This is a genomic window from Glutamicibacter sp. AGC46 (genome assembly GCF_053543715.1).
On record NZ_JBLVOJ010000025.1, the window covers coordinates 83,186 to 100,580 of the forward strand.

At 62.8% G+C, this 17,395-nt stretch carries 15 protein-coding genes; 6 read left to right on the forward strand and 9 right to left on the reverse strand.

Annotated features, from left to right (window positions below):
- Position 1: 1 nt before the first annotated feature.
- From ACNPM8_RS15350 to secG, 5 genes are all read left to right on the forward strand, one after another.
- The gene (locus ACNPM8_RS15350) at positions 2-631 is read left to right on the forward strand and encodes a superoxide dismutase (protein ID WP_105656666.1); all 630 of its coding nucleotides are present in this window, start codon (positions 2-4) and stop codon (positions 629-631) included.
- A 184-nt stretch (positions 632-815) separates the two neighbouring features.
- The gene (gene gap / locus ACNPM8_RS15355; protein ID WP_332498357.1) at positions 816-1,823 is read left to right on the forward strand and encodes a type I glyceraldehyde-3-phosphate dehydrogenase; all 1,008 of its coding nucleotides are present in this window, start codon (positions 816-818) and stop codon (positions 1,821-1,823) included.
- Positions 1,824-1,839: 16 nt separating this feature from the next.
- Entirely contained in the window at positions 1,840-3,069 is a 1,230-nt protein-coding gene (locus tag ACNPM8_RS15360) for a phosphoglycerate kinase (protein ID WP_105656664.1), read from the forward strand.
- Positions 3,070-3,071: 2 nt separating this feature from the next.
- Positions 3,072-3,887 (forward strand): triose-phosphate isomerase, encoded by an 816-nt coding sequence (gene tpiA / locus ACNPM8_RS15365; protein ID WP_448940144.1) that lies wholly within the window; start codon positions 3,072-3,074, stop codon positions 3,885-3,887.
- A 22-nt stretch (positions 3,888-3,909) separates the two neighbouring features.
- Complete coding sequence (secG, locus tag ACNPM8_RS15370) at positions 3,910-4,161, forward strand: preprotein translocase subunit SecG (RefSeq protein WP_105656662.1); 252 nt, start codon at positions 3,910-3,912, stop codon at positions 4,159-4,161.
- Between the two features lie 66 nt (positions 4,162-4,227).
- On the opposite strand, the gene ACNPM8_RS15375 is transcribed toward secG, so the two are convergent.
- The 9 genes from ACNPM8_RS15375 to tkt all read right to left on the reverse strand — a co-directional run bounded on the left by ACNPM8_RS15375 (position 4,228) and on the right by tkt (position 15,587).
- Entirely contained in the window at positions 4,228-4,923 is a 696-nt protein-coding gene (locus ACNPM8_RS15375) for a potassium channel family protein (RefSeq protein WP_448940145.1), read from the reverse strand.
- The gene (locus ACNPM8_RS15380; RefSeq protein WP_133834205.1) at positions 4,916-6,277 is read right to left on the reverse strand and encodes a TrkH family potassium uptake protein; all 1,362 of its coding nucleotides are present in this window, start codon (positions 6,275-6,277) and stop codon (positions 4,916-4,918) included. The genes ACNPM8_RS15375 and ACNPM8_RS15380 overlap by 8 nt, the downstream gene beginning before the upstream one ends.
- Before the next feature lie 228 nt (positions 6,278-6,505).
- On the reverse strand, positions 6,506-7,489 hold the full coding sequence (locus ACNPM8_RS15385) for an FAD-dependent oxidoreductase (RefSeq protein WP_448940146.1): 984 nt from the start codon (positions 7,487-7,489) through the stop codon (positions 6,506-6,508).
- Between the two features lie 91 nt (positions 7,490-7,580).
- Positions 7,581-8,321, reverse strand: coding sequence for a 6-phosphogluconolactonase (pgl, locus tag ACNPM8_RS15390; protein WP_448940147.1), 741 nt, complete (start codon positions 8,319-8,321; stop codon positions 7,581-7,583).
- Complete coding sequence (locus ACNPM8_RS15395) at positions 8,311-9,252, reverse strand: glucose-6-phosphate dehydrogenase assembly protein OpcA (RefSeq protein ID WP_448940148.1); 942 nt, start codon at positions 9,250-9,252, stop codon at positions 8,311-8,313. Before ACNPM8_RS15395 ends, pgl begins: the two co-directional genes overlap by 11 nt.
- The gene (gene zwf / locus ACNPM8_RS15400) at positions 9,249-10,769 is read right to left on the reverse strand and encodes a glucose-6-phosphate dehydrogenase (RefSeq protein WP_105656657.1); all 1,521 of its coding nucleotides are present in this window, start codon (positions 10,767-10,769) and stop codon (positions 9,249-9,251) included. Before zwf ends, ACNPM8_RS15395 begins: the two co-directional genes overlap by 4 nt.
- 6 nt (positions 10,770-10,775) lie before the next feature.
- Positions 10,776-12,350 carry a glucose-6-phosphate isomerase gene (locus ACNPM8_RS15405; RefSeq protein ID WP_133834202.1) on the reverse strand — a complete coding sequence of 525 codons (1,575 nt, stop codon included), beginning with the start codon at positions 12,348-12,350 and terminating at the stop codon, positions 10,776-10,778.
- A complete protein-coding gene (tal, locus tag ACNPM8_RS15410) occupies positions 12,351-13,454 on the reverse strand; it encodes a transaldolase (RefSeq protein WP_448940149.1) in 1,104 nt (367 codons plus the stop codon). It lies immediately after the preceding gene.
- Positions 13,455-13,472: 18 nt separating this feature from the next.
- Positions 13,473-15,587 (reverse strand): transketolase, encoded by a 2,115-nt coding sequence (gene tkt / locus ACNPM8_RS15415; RefSeq protein ID WP_448940150.1) that lies wholly within the window; start codon positions 15,585-15,587, stop codon positions 13,473-13,475.
- 808 nt (positions 15,588-16,395) lie between these two features.
- Between tkt and ACNPM8_RS15420 the strand changes: the two genes are divergently transcribed.
- On the forward strand, positions 16,396-17,343 hold the full coding sequence (locus ACNPM8_RS15420) for a heme o synthase (protein ID WP_448940151.1): 948 nt from the start codon (positions 16,396-16,398) through the stop codon (positions 17,341-17,343).
- Positions 17,344-17,395: the final 52 nt, after the last annotated feature.

Sequence of the window (17,395 nt, forward strand, 5' to 3'; positions counted from 1 at the left end):
CATGGCTGTTTATTCACTGCCAGAACTGCAGTACGACTACGCCGCACTGGAGCCGAACATCTCGGCTCGCATCATGGAACTGCACCACTCCAAGCACCATGCAACTTACGTTGCTGGCGCAAACTCGGCACTGGAGCAGTTGGCTGAAGCTCGCGAAAAGGGCGAATTCGGCAATATCCCTAAGCTGTCCAAGGACCTGGCGTTCCACCTGGGTGGCCACACCAACCACTCGATCTTCTGGAACAACCTGTCCCCAGAGGGTGGCGACAAGCCTGAGGGCGAGCTGGCAGCGGCCATCGACGACTTCTTCGGTTCGTTCGACGCTTTCCGTGGCCACTTCACCGCTTCGGCCATGAGCCTGCAGGGCTCGGGCTGGGCAGTGCTGGCTTACGACGCACTGGGCGGCCAGCTGGTCATCGAGCAGCTGTACGACCAGCAGGGCAACATCCCAGTGGCAACCACCCCGCTGCTGATGCTGGACATGTGGGAGCACGCCTTCTACCTGGACTACGTCAACGTCAAGGCTGACTACGTCAAGGCATTCTGGAACATCGTGAACTGGGCAGATGTCCAGGCTCGTTTCGAAGCTGCCCGCAACGGCGCAGCAGCGCTGATCCTTCCAGGTAAGTAAGACTTATCTGGTAAGTTAGCTCACATTCTGCGCTAATGTAGCGTAGTATGTTTCAAGTGTGTTGCGGATCCCGGCAATTCGTTGGGATCCGCAAGCACGGCACAACGGAGTGTCCTCTTAAAGAAGGCCACCTCCGCTCGCGTGCGGTCGTGGCATCATCATCCCATTTAGAGGAGATAGTCACGTGACAACCCGTGTTGGAATCAATGGTTTCGGTCGTATCGGACGCAACTTCCTGCGTGCAGTTCTGGCCCATAAGGCAGACATTGAAATCGTCGCCGTCAATGACCTTGGTTCAATCGATTCGCTTGCTCACCTGGTGAAGTTCGATTCCGTGCTCGGCCCAGTGGGCGAGCTGGTATCCGTGGACGGCGATACCATCGTCGTCGGAGAACGCCGTATCAAGGTTCTGTCTGAGCGCGAGCCAGCCAACCTTCCATGGGGCGAATTGAACGTCGATGTCGTCATTGAATCGACCGGATTCTTCACCAACGCAGAAGACGCCAAGAAGCACGTAGCTGCTGGCGCAAAGAAGGTCATCATCTCGGCTCCTGCCAAGAATGAAGACATCACCATCGTGATGGGCGTCAACCAGGACAAGTACGATCCTGCAAACCACGCCATCATTTCGAACGCGTCATGCACCACCAACTGCCTGGCTCCAGTAGCCAAGGTGCTGAACGAAGAGTTCGGCATTGTTGATGGCCTGATGACCACCATCCACGCTTACACCGCAGACCAGCGCCTGCAGGATGCACCGCACAGCGACCCACGCCGTGCCCGCGCCGCGGCGCTGAACGTCATCCCGACCTCGACCGGTGCCGCAAAGGCCATCGGCGTGGTGCTCCCAGAGCTGAAGGGCAAGCTGCACGGTTACGCTATGCGCGTACCAGTTCCAACCGGTTCGGCCACCGACCTGACCGTGAACCTGGCCCGCACCGCAACTGTGGAAGAAATCAACGCAGCATTCGAGAAGGCAGCTGCCGAGGGTGCATTGAGCGGATACCTTGAGTACTCCACCGATCCACTGGTTTCTTCGGACATCGTGACCAACCCCCACTCGGCAGTTTTCGACTCCGGTCTGACCACCGTGATGGGCAACAGCGTGAAGGTCGTCGCGTGGTACGACAACGAGTGGGGCTACTCCTCGCGACTTGTTGACCTCGTTGAATTCGTGGGATCCAGCCTCTAGTCGATAACCTAGAGACATGTCTTCTCACACCATTGACGAATTGATCGCTGACAACGGCGTCCGCGGACGGTACGTTCTGGTCCGCAGTGACCTGAACGTACCGCTCGACGGTGCAACTGTGACCGATGATGGCCGCGTCCGCGCGTCGCTGCCAGTCATCGGCAAGCTGGCTGAAGCTGGCGCAAAGGTCATCGTAATGGCCCACTTGGGACGCCCCAAGGGCCAGGTCGATGCCAAGTACTCCATCGCTCCTGCGGCTAACCGCCTGGACGAACTGGCTGACTTCGACGTAGCTGTTGCCGAAGACGTGGTGGGCGACTCCGCTCGCCAGTTGGCGGCAAACCTCGAAGAGGGCTCCGTGCTGGTTCTGGAGAACGTCCGCTTCGATGCTCGCGAAACCTCCAAGGATGATGCGCAGCGCGAAGAGTTCGCCAAGGAATTGGCTGCGCTGACCGGTCAGAACGGCGCTTACGTGAACGACGCTTTCGGTGCTGTGCACCGGAAGCACGCTTCGGTCTACGACATCGCCAGTCTGCTCCCTAGCTACCAGGGCGACCTGGTTGCTACCGAGGTCAAGGTCCTCAAGACCCTGACCGAGGCCCCGAAGCGCCCATACGTTGTGGTGCTCGGAGGGTCCAAGGTATCGGACAAGCTCGCTGTCATCGACAACCTACTGGGCAAGGCCGATCAGCTGCTGATCGGTGGCGGCATGGCCTTCACTTTCCTCAAGGCGCAGGGCTTCGCCATTGGCAGCTCGCTGCTTGAAGAAGACCAGATCGCGACCTGCCAGGAATACCTGCAGCGGGCCGAGAAGCTCGGCTGCGACATCATCGTGCCTAGCGACGTCGTAGTGGCAAGCAAGTTCGGTGCCGACGCAGAGCACGAGGTGCTGGCCGCAGACAAGATCGAAGAAGCCAGCTTCGGCTCCAACGGCCTTGGCCTGGACATCGGACCAAAGTCCGCTGAACTGTTCGCAAGCTACATCACCAGTGCAAATACCGTGTTCTGGAATGGCCCGATGGGCGTCTTCGAGATCCCTGCTTTCGCCGAAGGTACCCGTACCGTCGCGCAGGCTCTGGCGGACTCGGAAGCGTTCAGCGTCGTAGGCGGCGGCGATTCCGCTGCAGCCGTGCGCGCACTGGGCTTCTCGGAGGATGACTTCGGCCATATCTCCACCGGTGGCGGCGCTTCGCTGGAGTACCTCGAAGGCAAGACCCTGCCGGGTGTTGCCGCATTGGAAGGCTAATAATGACCATTTCGCAGAACGGCGCCTTTGTGCGCCAGCCGCTGATTGCCGGCAACTGGAAGATGAACATGGACCACGTCCAGGGCATCACCCTGGTGCAGAAGCTGGCGTGGACCCTGAAGGACCATGAGCACGATTACGATCGTGCCGAGGTCGCAGTGTTCCCTCCCTTCACCGACATCCGCGGCGTGCAGACACTGACCCTGGGTGACAAACTGGATATCGTTTACGGTGCCCAGGATCTGTCCGCACAGGACTCAGGTGCGTACACTGGTGAAATTTCGGGCCAGTTCCTCAAGAAGCTCGGCTGCACCTACGTTTTGGTAGGCCACTCCGAGCGTCGCGAGTACCACAATGAAACCAACCAGGTGATTGCCGCCAAGCTGGCTGCTGCCTACCGCCACGACCTGACCCCGATGCTCTGCGTCGGCGAAGGCCTGGAAGTTCGCAAGGCCGGCGAGCATGTGGCATTCACCCTGGACCAGTTGGCTCAGTCGCTGGAAGGCGTAACCGCTGAGCAGGCCGCAAGCCTGGTCATCGCCTACGAACCAGTCTGGGCCATCGGTACGGGCGAAGTTGCCGGACCAGCTGACGCGCAGGAAATGTGCGCCGCAATTCGCGGTGCGCTGGCTGAACGCTTCGGTGCAGAGGTTGCCGAGAAGACTCAACTGCTCTATGGCGGTAGTGTTAAGGCAGCAAATGCCGCATCGATCATGCGCGAACGCGATGTTGATGGCGTGTTGGTTGGCGGTGCCAGCCTGGATGCCGAGGAATTTGCTAATATTGTCAGGTTCGAGCATCATCTCGTCACCGACTGAATCTAACTAAGGAACCGTCGACTTGGATATTATCAAGATCATTTTGCAGGTATTGCTGGGCATTACAAGCGTCCTGCTGACCCTGCTGATCCTTTTGCACAAGGGCCGTGGTGGCGGTATGTCCGACATGTTCGGCGGCGGCATGACCAGCTCAATGGGATCTTCGGGTGTAGCCGAGCGCAACCTGAACCGCATCACCATTATTCTTGGTCTGATCTGGGGTGCCGTGATTATCGGCCTCGCTCTGGTCCTGCGATTCAGCATCGAAGCCTAGGCAGTACCCTTCCGTAGCAGTCAATAGGCGCCTTCCACATCATGTGGAAGGCGCCTATTGCGCGTCTCAGGCCAGTTGCCCGAACTTCTCGGTATCGGCAATCGATCCCAGCACGAGGATCTTGTCTCCGGTCTGCAGGACGGTGTTTCCGTCCGTGTTCTTCCATTCGCCGGCCGCATTGGTCGTGGCAGCGATGGTCACCCGGTATTTATTGCGTACCCCGGCATCACTGAGTTTCACACCGTGCAATGTGGCTGGTGCGCTCATTTTCACCATGGCATAGCCTGGATCGACTTCCAGGTAGTCCATCATGGATCCGCGCACCAGGTGGGCGACTCGCTTGCCCATATCCTTCTCCGGGTAGACGATGTGGTGGATTCCGAGCTGCTCCAGGATCAGACCGTGCCGATCGTCCTGCGCCTTGGCCCAGATCTGCGGGATCCCCATGCTGACCAAGAGCGAGCAGCACAGGATGGATGACTGCAGGTGGCTGCCTACGGCAACCACCACGCGGTCGAACTCGTGGATCGAGAGCTGTTCAAGGATTTCCCGGCTTGAGGCGTCGGCGCGAACCACCTGAGTCAATTCCCCATTCAGGGACTGGACGATGTTCTCGTGCGCGTCAATGCCCAGGACATGGGTACCGGACTTCATCAGTTCCAGGGCCAGGGATTCGCCAAATCGCCCGAGCCCGATCACTGCAACGGAGTCCGCCTTAGACAGGCCCTTGGCGTCATTTCGAAAATTCAGTAGCTTAGCCAATTGAAGGCCTTTCCTTGGGGAGTTCGTAGAGCGCTTTTCGATCGCGCAGGGCCAGCGCGGAGCCCAGCGAGAGGACCCCGACGCGGCCCAGGTACATCAATGCAATGAGGATGCCCTTGGCAGGGTCCGGCAAATCCGGGGTAATGCCGGTGGACAGCCCGACTGTGCCGAATGCGGAGGTGGCTTCAAAGAGGCAGCGGTCCAGGGAATAGCCGGTCAGCAGCAGCAGGCCCATGGTGCCGACGAATACCGCCGCTACGCCCATCAGCGCCACCGTGATGGCCTGCCGGTGCACCGAGCGGGACAGGCGCTTGCCTAGGACATTGACGGCGGTCTCGCCGCGAAGTTCGGTCATGATGATGAACAGCAGGATCGCAGCCGTGGTGATCTTAATGCCGCCGGCGGTGCCGGCGGGCCCTCCGCCGATGAACATCAGCACATCCATGCCCAGCCAGGAGGCTGGATGCATCGCGCCGATATCGATGGAATTGAAGCCAGCGGTACGTGTCTGCACCGATTGGAAGAATCCAGCCAGGATCCGCTGGGCAGGTTCAAGCTCGCCCAGCGTCTTCGGATTGGACCATTCCATGGCGGTGATGAAGATGGTGCCGCCAAGCAGCAGCAATGCGGTCATGAGCAGGACCAGGCGAGTGTTCATCGTCCACTTCAGCGAATTCCGCCAGTGATGCCTGAGCTGGACCAGAACCGGGAAGCCCAAGCCGCCGAGGATGATGGCGATGCTGATGGGGATGCATAGCCACGGGTCCGCGACGAAATCCATCAGGTTATTCGAGTAGAGGGCGAATCCCGCGTTATTGAAGGAAGAGACCGCATGGAACAGGCCATGCCAGATCGCCCTGGCGGGTTCGTAGTCGTAGGCCAGCCAGAAGCGGAGGGCCAAGACGAGGGCCACTGCGGATTCGATGGCCAGTGACAGCTTGATGATCATCAATGCCGAGGTGCGCACGTCGGCGCCCGAAACGGCGGAGCTTTCGCGCTGCGTGGAGAGCCGGGTGAGGTAGCCGATGCGGCCCATGACCAGCATGCTCAGCAACGATGCGACGAGCATCAGGCCCAGGCCGCCGACCTGGATCAGGACCAGGATGACGATCTTGCCGAAGAGGGTGTAGTGGGTTGCCGTATCCAAGACAGTCAGGCCGGTGACGCACACCGCTGACGTCGCGGTGAAGATCCCGTCCACCAAGGATGTGAAGGTGCCTTGCGTGTTGGCCGCCGGTGAAGACAGGAGCAATCCGCCAATGAGGATTGCGCCGGCAAAGGCGACGGCTACTGCGCGTGCGGGTTTGGCCAGCACGCTGTGCTGCGCGGCGGACCGCGCATTGGGAAGATTCATGGAGATCGCAATGGTCGAAATAACGTCTCGCGAAACCGTGGGACGAGTAGTACGAATGAAATAATACGCTCGGAAAAGCCGGTGTCAATGGTGATTTCCGTCACCTGGCCCGTGGTTACTAGCGCGCCTGCGGGAGCGAGTGGGCGGATCTGCCACAGCCGCGCCGCCGGTTAAAGCAGACCGGCAGCCTCGCGGAAAAGCGTGGCTGCCGGTTGGACGCTGGTGCTGCTAGGTTTCGAGCAATTCCACGACCCGCTGTGCGGTACCCCAGGAAAGGGTGACCCCAGCCCCGCCGTGGCCGTAGGCCGCAATGACAGGCACAGCGTGCCCGTCGACGCGCTCCAGGCGGATCGTCTCGCGTGCCGGGCGCAGCCCCACCTTGTGCTCCAGGATCTCGCAGCCGGCCAGCTGGGGGACCAGGCCGATGGCACGGCGCAGCATGTCGGTGGCGGTCTGCGGGTCGACCTTGGCGTTGAAGTCGTTGGCCACGTCGGTACCGCCAACAATGATGTCATCGCGGCGCGGAATGATGTAGGTGACGCCCTGGGGATGCTCGTCATAGCAGAGCCAGTGGACCAACCCTGCGGTGTTTGCCAGGCGGATCACCTGGCCTCGGATGGGGTAGACAGTGCCGTCATCCCCGGTGAGTTCGCCGCCACGCAGGCCCGTGGCCAATACGACGGCGTCGGCCTCTTCCTGCAGCTCGTCGATGGATTCGATGGTGCGCTGGATGAACTTGACGCCCTTGGCCAAGGCTTGTTCATGCAGCCAGGAGAGGTAGAGAGGCATAGTGATCACCGGGACGGTGGCACGCATGCCGGCGGCGGCAATGCGCGGGATGTCTTCTGCCGGGGCTTCGGCGGCGTTGGCGACGATCTGTGCCCAAGAGCGGTCTTCCTCCGGGGACGATTCCAGATTCAGGCCGCGGCGCAGGTCGATGCCGGTTTCCTTGATGCCGGAGAGCTCCTCGAAGCGTGCCAGCGAACGGGCGAGCAGCAGATCGGCGGCTGCGGAGTTCTCCGAGTGGTACGGGAACCAGATGGCTGCGGCCACCGCGGAGACGGTCTGCAGCGGCAGCTGGTCGGCGATGACGGTGACCTGGTGGCCGGCGGCAGCCAGCTCATGGGCGGTGGAGAGCCCGATGACGCCGGCGCCGATCACCGTGACCTTGCGGGATGGCTGCGCGGCATCGGGCAGCGGGACGGAATGCATGGGAACCTTTCGGGCAGGTGGCGAGGGGAAAGCAAAGGCCGGTGCCGTGATCCTGGAGTGCAGGATCGCGGCACCGGCGATGCGGTGCAGGCTAGAGCAAGGTGGCCGCGGCGCGGTCGATGATCCAGCGGGTCGCGTGGGTGCCGTGCACGGCGGAGGCCGGGACAGCGGTCTCGTTGACCTCGTGCTGGGCCTTGGCCAGCGCCGGCGCCTTGTCGGCACCGGCCACGATCAGCCAGACCTCCTTGGCGGTGTTGATGGTGCCCATGGTGAGCGTGACGCGGTGCGCAGGCGGCTTGGGGGAGTCGTGGACCGCGATGACTCCTGGCTCGTCGGACCGGGTGTGGTTCGGGAAGAGCGAGGCGACATGCGAGTCCGGGCCCATGCCCAGCATCAGCACATCGAACGCGGGGTTCAAGGCGCTGTCTTCGGCTTCCCCGGCCAGTTCCTCGGCGTAGGCCGCGGCGGCCTGCTCGGCGGACTCGTACTTGTCGCTGGCGCCCATGGCGTGCACGGTGGCGCGGTCCAGGCCCAATTCATCCAGCGCGTCGAACAGGGCTGCGGCCTGCAGCACGTTGCGATCTGCTGAATCGGTGGCGACAAAGCGCTCGTCGCCCCACCAGAAGTGCACCTGCGACCAGTTGACCGAGGCCTTGGCGGGGTTGGCCGCGACGGCTTCCAGGGCGGCGATGCCCAGCGAACCGCCGGTCACCACCACGTGGGCAACTCCGCGGGCGGCCAGTGCATCGGCGATCGAGGTGATCAGCCGGGCCGCAATGGCGTGGGCGGTAGCTTCCGGGTTCTCATGGATCAGTATTTGCCTAGCGATCACTGGATCTGATGCTCCTCAGGTTGGTCAGGTTCAGGCCCTTGGTGATGACCTCGCCGAAGACGTCATCGGCGTCCAGGCGGCGCATCTCTTCGGCCAGGCATTCGGCCACCGAACGCCGTGGCAGGGAGATGCGTTGCGGGGCCGATCCGGGCAGGTAAAGGTGGGCTACCGCGCCGGAAGGGCGCGAAAGCTCCACGTCGCCGGCTTCGCGTGCCAGCCGGACGCTGGAGAGCCCGCCATTGGACTTGTCCGCGGCGATGGTCACCGGGACGTCCAGGCACAGGGTCAGCCAGGCGGCCAGCAAGGTGGTGGACGGGGAATTATCCGAGCCCTTCACGGTGATGCCCGAGAGCCCCTCGGTGCCGATCAGGTCGATGATGCTCGCCAGCTGGGCACGCCACAGGGTCAGCCGCGTCCAGGCGAGGTCGGTGGCGCCGGCCTGGTAGGTCTCGATGCGGCTGAACAGCGCGGCGGTGGGGTCTTCGGTTTCCGCCGAATCAGTGATGCGGCGGTGCGCCAGCTTGCCCAGCGCGGTGCCGGCCGGATCCTGCGGCACGCCATGCGGCCACCAGGCCACGATCGGCGCATCGGGCAGCAGCAGTGCGGAGATCAGCGCCTCGTCGGCCACGACATCCGGGCCGTAGGTGCGCATCACGATCACCTCGGAGGCGCCGGCGTCCCCGCCCACGCGGATTTGCACGTCCAGCCGGTTGGCCTCGGACTTGTTGCCGCGGACCACCACGATGATCCGGCAGGGGTGCTCGCGGCTGGCCAAGTTGGCCGCCTCGATCGCGTTCTCGGCGAACCCCTCGCGGGTGATGACCACCAGGGTCATCACGCGGGAGAGCGCTACCACGCCGTGGGTGCGGCGCGAGGAGATCAGCTTCTTGGCCACCTTGGAGGTGGTGGTGTTGGGAAGATCGATCATCATGGTCGTCTCCAGGTCCTTCCATCCTTGGCCATCAGCTCATCGCTGCTTTCGGGTCCCCAGGAGCCCGGAGCGTAGGGATCGGGCTGGGTGGGCTGCGAGGCCCAGAACTCCTCGAAAGGATCCAGGATGCGCCAGGACTGCTCGACTTCCTCATGGCGCGGGAACAGCGGCGGCTCACCGAGCAGCACATCGAGGATCAGCCGCTCGTAGGCCTCGGGCGAGGATTCGGTGAAGGCGTTGCCGTAGCCGAAGTCCATGGTCACATCGCGGATCTCCATCTGGGTGCCGGGCACCTTGGAGGAGAAGCGGATGGTCGCGCCTTCATCGGGCTGCACGCGGATCACGAACGCGTTCTGGCCGAATTCGTCGTCCTTGTGGTCGGTGAACAGCAGGTTCGGCGCCTTCTTGAAGACCACCGCGATTTCGGTGACGCGGCGGCCCAGGCGCTTGCCGGCACGCAGGTAGAACGGCACCCCGGACCAGCGGCGGGTATTGATGTTCAGGCGCACCGCCGCGTAGGTCTCGGTTTTGGACTTCGGGTTGAAGCCCTCCTCGTCGAGGAAGCCGACGACCTCCTCGGCGCCCTGCCAGCCAGAGGTGTACTGGCCTCGGGCACTGGCCGCGCCCAGGTCCTCGGGCAGCTGGACGGCGGTGAGCACCTTCTCCTTTTCGCTGCGCAGGTGGTCCGCGTCGAAGGAAATGGGTTCCTCCATGGCGGTCAACGCCAGCAGCTGGAGCAGGTGGTTCTGGATGACGTCGCGGGCCGCGCCCACACCGTCGTAGTAGCTGGCGCGGCCGCCAATGCCGATGTCCTCGGCCATGGTGATCTGCACGTGGTCCACGTACTTGTTGTTCCACAGCGGCTCGAACATCTGGTTGCCGAAACGCAGAGCCAGCAGGTTCTGCACGGTTTCCTTGCCAAGATAGTGGTCGATGCGGAACACCGCGTCCGGCGGGAACACGGACTCCACGATCTCGTTCAGTTCGCGGGCGCTTTGCAGGTCGTGGCCGAAGGGCTTCTCGATGACCACGCGTTCCCAGCCCGGGTTCTTGTCCTTGGCCAGCTTGTGCTCGGAGAGCTTCTGGCAGACAACCTCGAACCAGCTCGGCGGGATCGAGAGGTAGAAGGCGTGGTTGCGCCCGGTGGACCGGGATTCGGCCAGTTCGTCCAGAGTCGCGGCCAGCTTCTCGTAGGCGCCATCATCGTCGAAGGCGCCGGAGATGAAGCGCATACCGGCGGCCAGCTGGGCGAACACGGTTTCGTTGAAGGGGGTGCGGGCGCTGGCGAGGATCCATTCGCGGGCCTGGTCGGCGAAGTCCTGTGCCGTCCAGTCGCGGCGGCCGAAGCCGACAATCGCAAAATTCGGGGGAAGCAGTCCGCGGTTAGCCAGGTCGTAGACCGCTGGCATGAGTTTCTTGCGGGCAAGGTCGCCGGTGATTCCGAAGAACACCAGCGCGCCCGGACCGGCAATGCGGTTAAGCCGCCGGTCGCGGGCGTCGCGTAGTGGGTTGCTCATAGTGCCTTACTTCGCTGCCTCTAGCAGGGCAGCGATTCCGGCGGCGCGGTCCGTGAGGTTCACGCGCAGCACTGGGCGGTTATGTTCGGCGTCAGCCAGTACTGCGCCATCGCCGATCGCCTGGGCGGTGATCAGGCCGCCGAAGGTGTACGGACGCTCCGGGATCCCAAGGTCTTCCTTGTGATCCGCGGTGACCTGCAAGAACACGCCCTGTGCCGGGCCGCCCTTGTGGTACTGGCCGGTGGAGTGCAAGAAGCGCGGACCCCAGCCGAAGGTGACTGGACGGCCGGTCTTCTTGGCGAGCAGATCGCGCAGCGCGGCAAGCTCCTGGTCCGCATTGCGGTTCAGGTATGCCTGGATGGCAAGGTAGCCGTCTGCCGGAAGCTGCGCGGCGAGCTGCTCCACAGCCGCCTCCAAGGTCTTGGCCCCGGTGCCGTAGAGCTCAACTGGTCCGTCCACTGCATCCGGTGCGCTCTGCGCTGGAGCATCGAGCATGGAACGGGCGGCGATCTTCGCGGCCTCGACATCAGGCTGGTCGAAGGGGCTGATGCCCAGCAGGTAGCCGGCCACGGCGGTGGCGTACTCGAAGATCATGAAGGCGGTGCCCAGCGGTGCACTGAAGTGCACGGCGGTGGCGTCCTCGTCGAAATCCTCAGGCAGCGCGTCGTAGACGAACAGCGGCAGCACGTCCTGAGCCGGGTTCGCCAGCTCCGGTGCATCCACATGCGCGGCAACAGGCAGCACGCCCTTGCCTTCCTTGCCGGTGGACTCGGCGATCAGCTGCTCGGCCCAATCGCCGAAGCCCGGCAGGGCATCGCCCACACAGGCAATCAGCAGCTTGTCGCGGCCCGCGGTAGCCATGGCGGCACCCAGGTGCAGCGCGAGGTTGTCCTCGTCGTCCAGAGCCAGCACATCGTTGATCAGCCCGGATTCTTCAACCAGGGCTTCGATGTCCGCGCCGGCCAGGCCCGAAGGGACCAGGCCGAAAGCGGTCAGCGCCGAGTAGCGCCCGCCGACATTCGGATCCGCAGTGAATACCGCGCGCACGCCATCAGGATTATCCATGGGCGAGCCCGGATCGGTGACCAGCACCAAGCGGGTCGCCGGATCGATGCCGGCAGCCTGGAAAGCTGCGGTGAACGCACGGCGCTGCGAATCGGTTTCCACGGTGGAACCCGACTTGGAAGCAACCACCACGACGGTGCGCTGCAGGTCGGTTTCCACGATCTGCTTGACCATCGACGGATCGGTGGTGTCGCAGATGACCAGTTCCACCTCGTCATGGGCGGTGATGACCTCAGGAGCCAGCGAGGAGCCGCCCATGCCGCACAGCACGATGCGGGTCAGGCCCTCTTCTTGCAGCTCATCGCGCAGATCCAGGATCTGCGGGATCAGTTTGCCAGCTGCCTCGAAGGGGTTGACCCAACCGAGGCGGATGGCCGATTCAGCTTCTGCCTCAGGACCCCAAATGGTCGGGTCCTGGGCGGCGATGCGGCTGCCGATCTTCGCTTCGATCAGCTTCGGGAGCAACGCATCGACGGAGGCCAGGGCCTCGCCGGAGGTTACCAGACCAAGCTCCATCTACTTGGCTCCCTTCAATGCCACAGCCATGTCCTCAAGCAGCTCGTTCCATGCGACGTCGAATTTCTGAACGCCTTCGACCTCGAGCAGGTCCACGACCTCGTTGTAGTCGATGCCCAGTGCAGCGAGCTTGTCCAGCACGCGGTTGGCCGCATCGTAGCCGCCGGCGATCGCGTTGCCGCGCATCTCGGCTTCAGCCGCGGTGGCGTCCAGGGTCTTCTCCGGCATGGTGTTCACGGTCTGCGGCGCGACCAGTTCGGTCACGTACAGGGGCGATGGGTAGGCAGGATCCTTCACGCCGGTCGAAGCCCACAGCGGACGCTGGACGTTGGCGCCGGCAGCTGCCAGCACCTCGTAGCGTGCCGAAGCGAAGGACTCTTCGAAGACCTGGTAAGCCAGGCGGGCATTGGCCACGCCGGCCTGGCCGCGCACGGCGGCCGCGGCATCGGTGCCGATGGCGTCCAGGCGCTTGTCGATTTCCGAATCCACGCGGGAAACGAAGAAGGAAGCGACCGAGTGGATCTTGGACAGGTCCACGCCGGCAGCGTGGGCCTTCTCCAGGCCCAGCAGGTAGGCGTTGATGACCTCGCGGTAGCGTTCCAGCGAGAAGATCAGGGTGACGTTCACCGAAATGCCGGCGGCAATGGTTTCGGTGATGGCTTCCAGGCCCTCGACGGTTGCCGGGATCTTGATCAGCACGTTCTCGCGGTTCACGCGTTCGTACAGGGCCTTGGCCTGGGCGATGGTTGGTGCGGTCTCGTGAGCCAGGCGGGGATCGACCTCGATGGACACGCGGCCGTCGAAGCCCTGGGAGGACTCGTAGACGCCCTTGAACAGGTCGCAGGCAGCTGCCACGTCGTCGCTGGTGATTTCGGTGATCGCGTCTTCCACCGAGCGGTGCTTCTGCTCGGCGATGGCCTCGCCGTACACCTCTGCCTTGGACAGCGATGCCGCGAAGATTGCCGGGTTGGTTGTCACGCCGACCACGTTCTTCTCTTCGATCAGCTTGGCCAGCGAGCCGCTGGTCAGCCGTTCACGCGAAAGGTCGTCCAGCCAGATGGAGACGCCGGCATCGGACAGGGCCTGGGTATTCGGGTTGCTCATAATCTTTACTTCGGTTCCTTACTTGGCAGCGTTCTGCATGGAGGTTTCGGCAGCGGCTACAACAGCCTCGGTGGTGATGCCGAACTCGGAGTACAGCTTCTTGTAATCGGCGGAAGCGCCGAAGTGATCCAGCGAAATGATTTCGCCGTGCGCGCCGACCAGCTCGCGCCAGCCCTGGGCCACGCCGGCTTCAACCGAAACGCGGGCGGTGATGGCTGCCGGCAGGACCTCTTCGCGGTAGGCCGCGTCCTGCTTGGCGAACCATTCCAGCGACGGCAGCGAAACGACGCGGGCCGCGACGTTCTTGGCAGCCAGGGCTTCGCGGGCCTCGATAGCCAGCTCGACCTCGGAGCCGGTGGCCAGCAAGATGACATCCGGGGTGGTCTCCGCGCCATCGCGCACAGCCTCGGCGAGGATGTAGCCGCCCTTCAGCGTGCCTTCGGCGCCGCGGAAGCCGGTGGCCGCGCGGTCGTAGATTGGCAGGTTCTGGCGGGAGAGGACGATGCCCGACGGGGTGTCGGTCAGCTCGAGGATGCCGCGCCATGCGTAGGCGACTTCGTTGGCATCCGCTGGGCGGACGACGTCGAAGTTGGGGATGATGCGCAGCGAAGCGAGCTGCTCCACTGGCTGGTGGGGCGGGCCGTCTTCGCCCAGGCCGATGGAGTCGTGGGTCCACACGAAGATCGAGGGGACACCCATCAGCGCGGCCAAGCGGATCGCCGGACGCTGGTAGTCCGAGAAGATCAGGAAGGTTCCGGAGAATGCACGGGTCGGGCTGGAGAGCACGATGCCGTTCACGATCGAGGCGGCGGCGTGCTCGCGGATGCCGAAGTGCAGCACGCGGCCGTACGGGCTGGCGGACCAGGAATCGGTGGAGCGGCGCTCGGGAGCGAAGGACTTCGCGGTCTCGATGGTGGTGTTGTTCGAACCGGCGAGGTCGGCAGAGCCGCCCCAGAGTTCTGGCAATTCATCGGCGATCGCGTTGATGACCTTGCCCGACGCGGCGCGGGTAGCCATGGTGGACCCTGGCTCGAAGGCCGGGATCTTCTCGGTCCAGCCCTCTGGCAATTCGCCAGCCTGCAGGCGCTCAAGCAGGACGGCTTCTTCCGGATTGGCTGACTTCCAGGCCTCGAAGGTCTCGTTCCACGAGGCGTGCAGCTGCGCACCGCGGGTTACGACCTCGCGGGCGTGAGCCAGTACATCGTCCTCGATCTGGAAGTTCTTCTCGGGGTCGAAGCCCAGGATCGTCTTCAGGCCGGCAACTTCGTCGGTACCCAGCTTCGAGCCATGGATGCCGCCGGTGTTCTGCTTGGTCGGCGAAGGCCAGCCGATAATGGTGCGCAGGCTGATGATCGATGGGCGGGAGGTCTCGGCCTTCGCGGCGCGCACAGCAGCATCCAGTGCGGCCATGTCCTCGACGTATTCTCCGGTGACGGTCCAGTCCACGCGCTGGGTGTGCCAGCCGTAGGACTCGTAGCGGCCCAGCACGTCTTCGGTGAAGGCGATGTCGGTGTCGTTCTCGATGGAGATCTTGTTGTCATCGTAGATCACAACGAGGTTGCCCAGTTCCTGGTGGCCGGCCAGCGAGGAGGCCTCGGAGGTGACGCCTTCCTGCAGGTCGCCATCGGAAGCGATGACGTAGACAGTGTGGTCGAACGGGCTGGTCCCTGCCTCGGCAGCTGGATCCAGCAGGCCGCGCATGCGGCGCTGGGAGTAGGCGAAACCAACGGCGGAAGCCAGGCCCTGGCCCAGCGGGCCGGTGGTGATCTCAACGCCGGCGGTGTGGCCGAATTCCGGGTGGCCCGGGGTCTTGGCGCCCCAGGTGCGCAGCGCTTCGATGTCTTCCATCTCCAGGCCGTAGCCCGAGAGGAACAGCTGCAGGTACAGGGTCAGCGAGGTGTGGCCCGGGGAAAGCACGAAACGGTCGCGGCCGATCCAGTTCGGATCCTTCGGATCGTGGCGCAGGTGCTTCTGGAAAATCAAGTAGGCGGCCGGAGCCAAGCTCATTGCGGTACCGGGGTGGCCATTGCCAACCTTTTCGACGGCGTCGGCTGCCAGGACACGGGTGGTGTCGATGGCCTTACGGTCCAACTCGGTCAGTGAGAATTCTTCAACTAAGGATTCAGTCGCCACAGCGGCGTTCCTTCCATTCAGGCTTGGACGGGAGATATCTCCCGCTGACACGCAATACGCCGTCGCCTCCCCATTCCTCCGGCTGTGCTTTATTCAGAGGGATGCAGGTCGCGACGGCGCAATCTGAGTCAACTCTATCGCGAAAAGGCGTATTGGGGCGTTGGATTTAGCAAGATGACACAGAATTATTCGGTTTGCGCAGAAGGTGGACTTGATACGGCTATTCATGCCACGGCGTGAGCGAATTGCTCAGGCATTCTGCGCATTCGTGCGCAGGTGGCAGCCGGGGGATATGGGTGGCCGGGCACTTCTGCCAGCCGGTGCACGGCAACCAGCCAACGCTACAAAGAACAAGATTTGTTCCACTAGTGGCCATCAGTTGCCATCTTTGTTCATTTGGGAGCAGGGTCCGGGGGACCACGCGCAATCTGCCGAAATGCTGTTGGGCATTTGGAACCGGATGAGTTCTCCCGCCGCGCAGGGTTATTCCATCGAAGGCTCCCGGCTTGTCGACTTTGGCGTGCTGCAACGGTACGCGGGAAACGCTGGTTGGGGCGGGGGCTGCCTGCGGAAGATCGGTTCGAGGAGCAGAATCCGATGGGAGCGTGAAGCCGCAAAGGTGCATGGCTAGCCGCCGGGCAGGCGATTGTAGCGTCTTGAATTGAGCCAAATCACCATTTTTCAACTGTGATCCTCTCCTGGGGAGTTTCAATCAATTTCTATCCAGCGTAGAATGACAGTGTCTGTCTTGTACCCGTGAAGAACTGAGTGCGTTTAATTGAAGACTCAAAGTGTCGCCGCAGCATCAGTGCCCCGCGCATCGCGTCAGCCTGATGAAAATGCCGGCGATTTTCTGAAGCGCAAGGCCAATGCCTACGTGGCGTTGACGAAGCCTCGCGTAATCGAGTTGCTGCTAGTGAGCACCCTTCCGACCATGATCTTTGCCGAACGGGGTTTCCCCTCCGTCTGGCTCATGATCTCCACCCTTGTTGGTGGAGCTATGGCCGCAGGTGCTTCTGGTGCATTCAACTGCTATATCGATCGCGATATGGATAAGTTGATGAAACGTACCAAGGGGCGCCCTTTGGTCACTGGGGACCTCACCCCGAGGGAAGCACTGGTCTTCTCTTGGGTATTGGCCATAGCCTCCCTGGTGGTTCTCTGGGTTGGCACCAATCCGCTGACGACCGCCTTGGGCCTGGCTGCAATCCTCCTCTACGTCGTGTTCTACACTTTGATCCTCAAGCGCCGTACCGCTCAGAACATTGTCTGGGGTGGCATCGCCGGCTGCATGCCTGTGCTGATCGCTTGGGCCGCAGTGACCAACACAATTGAATGGCCAGCGATCATCCTGTTCCTGGTGATCTTCCTCTGGACCCCGCCGCATTACTGGCCGCTGTCCATGAAGTATGCGGATGACTACAACGCGGCTTCAGTGCCTATGCTGGGCGCGATCGCCAACGCTCGCCGCGTTTCGGTACAGGTTGTGCTCTACGCTTGGGCCACTGTCGTTTGCTCGATGCTGCTGGTCCCACTGGGTAGCGCAGGAATCGTTTACACCGCAATCGCTGGCGGCGCGGGCATCTGGTTCGTCTACGAATCGCACGTGCTCCACCGCGAAGCGCAGAGCGACCATAAGCCGGCCGAGATCAACCGCAAGGCCATGAAGGTCTTCCATATCTCCATTACCTACTTGTCGATCGTATTCCTGGCCTTGGCCATTGACCCGTTCGTGGGTAGCCCGCTGTTCGGCTAGGTTCAACGCCGCAGCTGAGCGTCGGTTAGCGCCCTTCCTGGAATCCAAATGA

Excerpts from the sequence above, each read along its gene's own strand:
- tpiA (WP_448940144.1), top strand. The coding sequence starts at position 3,072 with ATGACCATTTCGCAGAACGGCGCCTTTGTGCGCCAGCCGCTGATTGCC.
- ACNPM8_RS15350 (WP_105656666.1), top strand. The coding sequence starts at position 2 with ATGGCTGTTTATTCACTGCCAGAACTGCAGTACGACTACGCCGCACTG.
- tal (WP_448940149.1), bottom strand. The coding sequence starts at position 13,454 with ATGAGCAACCCGAATACCCAGGCCCTGTCCGATGCCGGCGTCTCCATC.
- zwf (WP_105656657.1), bottom strand. The coding sequence starts at position 10,769 with ATGAGCAACCCACTACGCGACGCCCGCGACCGGCGGCTTAACCGCATT.
- ACNPM8_RS15405 (WP_133834202.1), bottom strand. The coding sequence starts at position 12,350 with ATGGAGCTTGGTCTGGTAACCTCCGGCGAGGCCCTGGCCTCCGTCGAT.
- ACNPM8_RS15360 (WP_105656664.1), top strand. The coding sequence starts at position 1,840 with ATGTCTTCTCACACCATTGACGAATTGATCGCTGACAACGGCGTCCGC.
- ACNPM8_RS15385 (WP_448940146.1), bottom strand. The coding sequence starts at position 7,489 with ATGCATTCCGTCCCGCTGCCCGATGCCGCGCAGCCATCCCGCAAGGTC.
- ACNPM8_RS15395 (WP_448940148.1), bottom strand. The coding sequence starts at position 9,252 with ATGATGATCGATCTTCCCAACACCACCACCTCCAAGGTGGCCAAGAAG.
- ACNPM8_RS15380 (WP_133834205.1), bottom strand. The coding sequence starts at position 6,277 with ATGAATCTTCCCAATGCGCGGTCCGCCGCGCAGCACAGCGTGCTGGCC.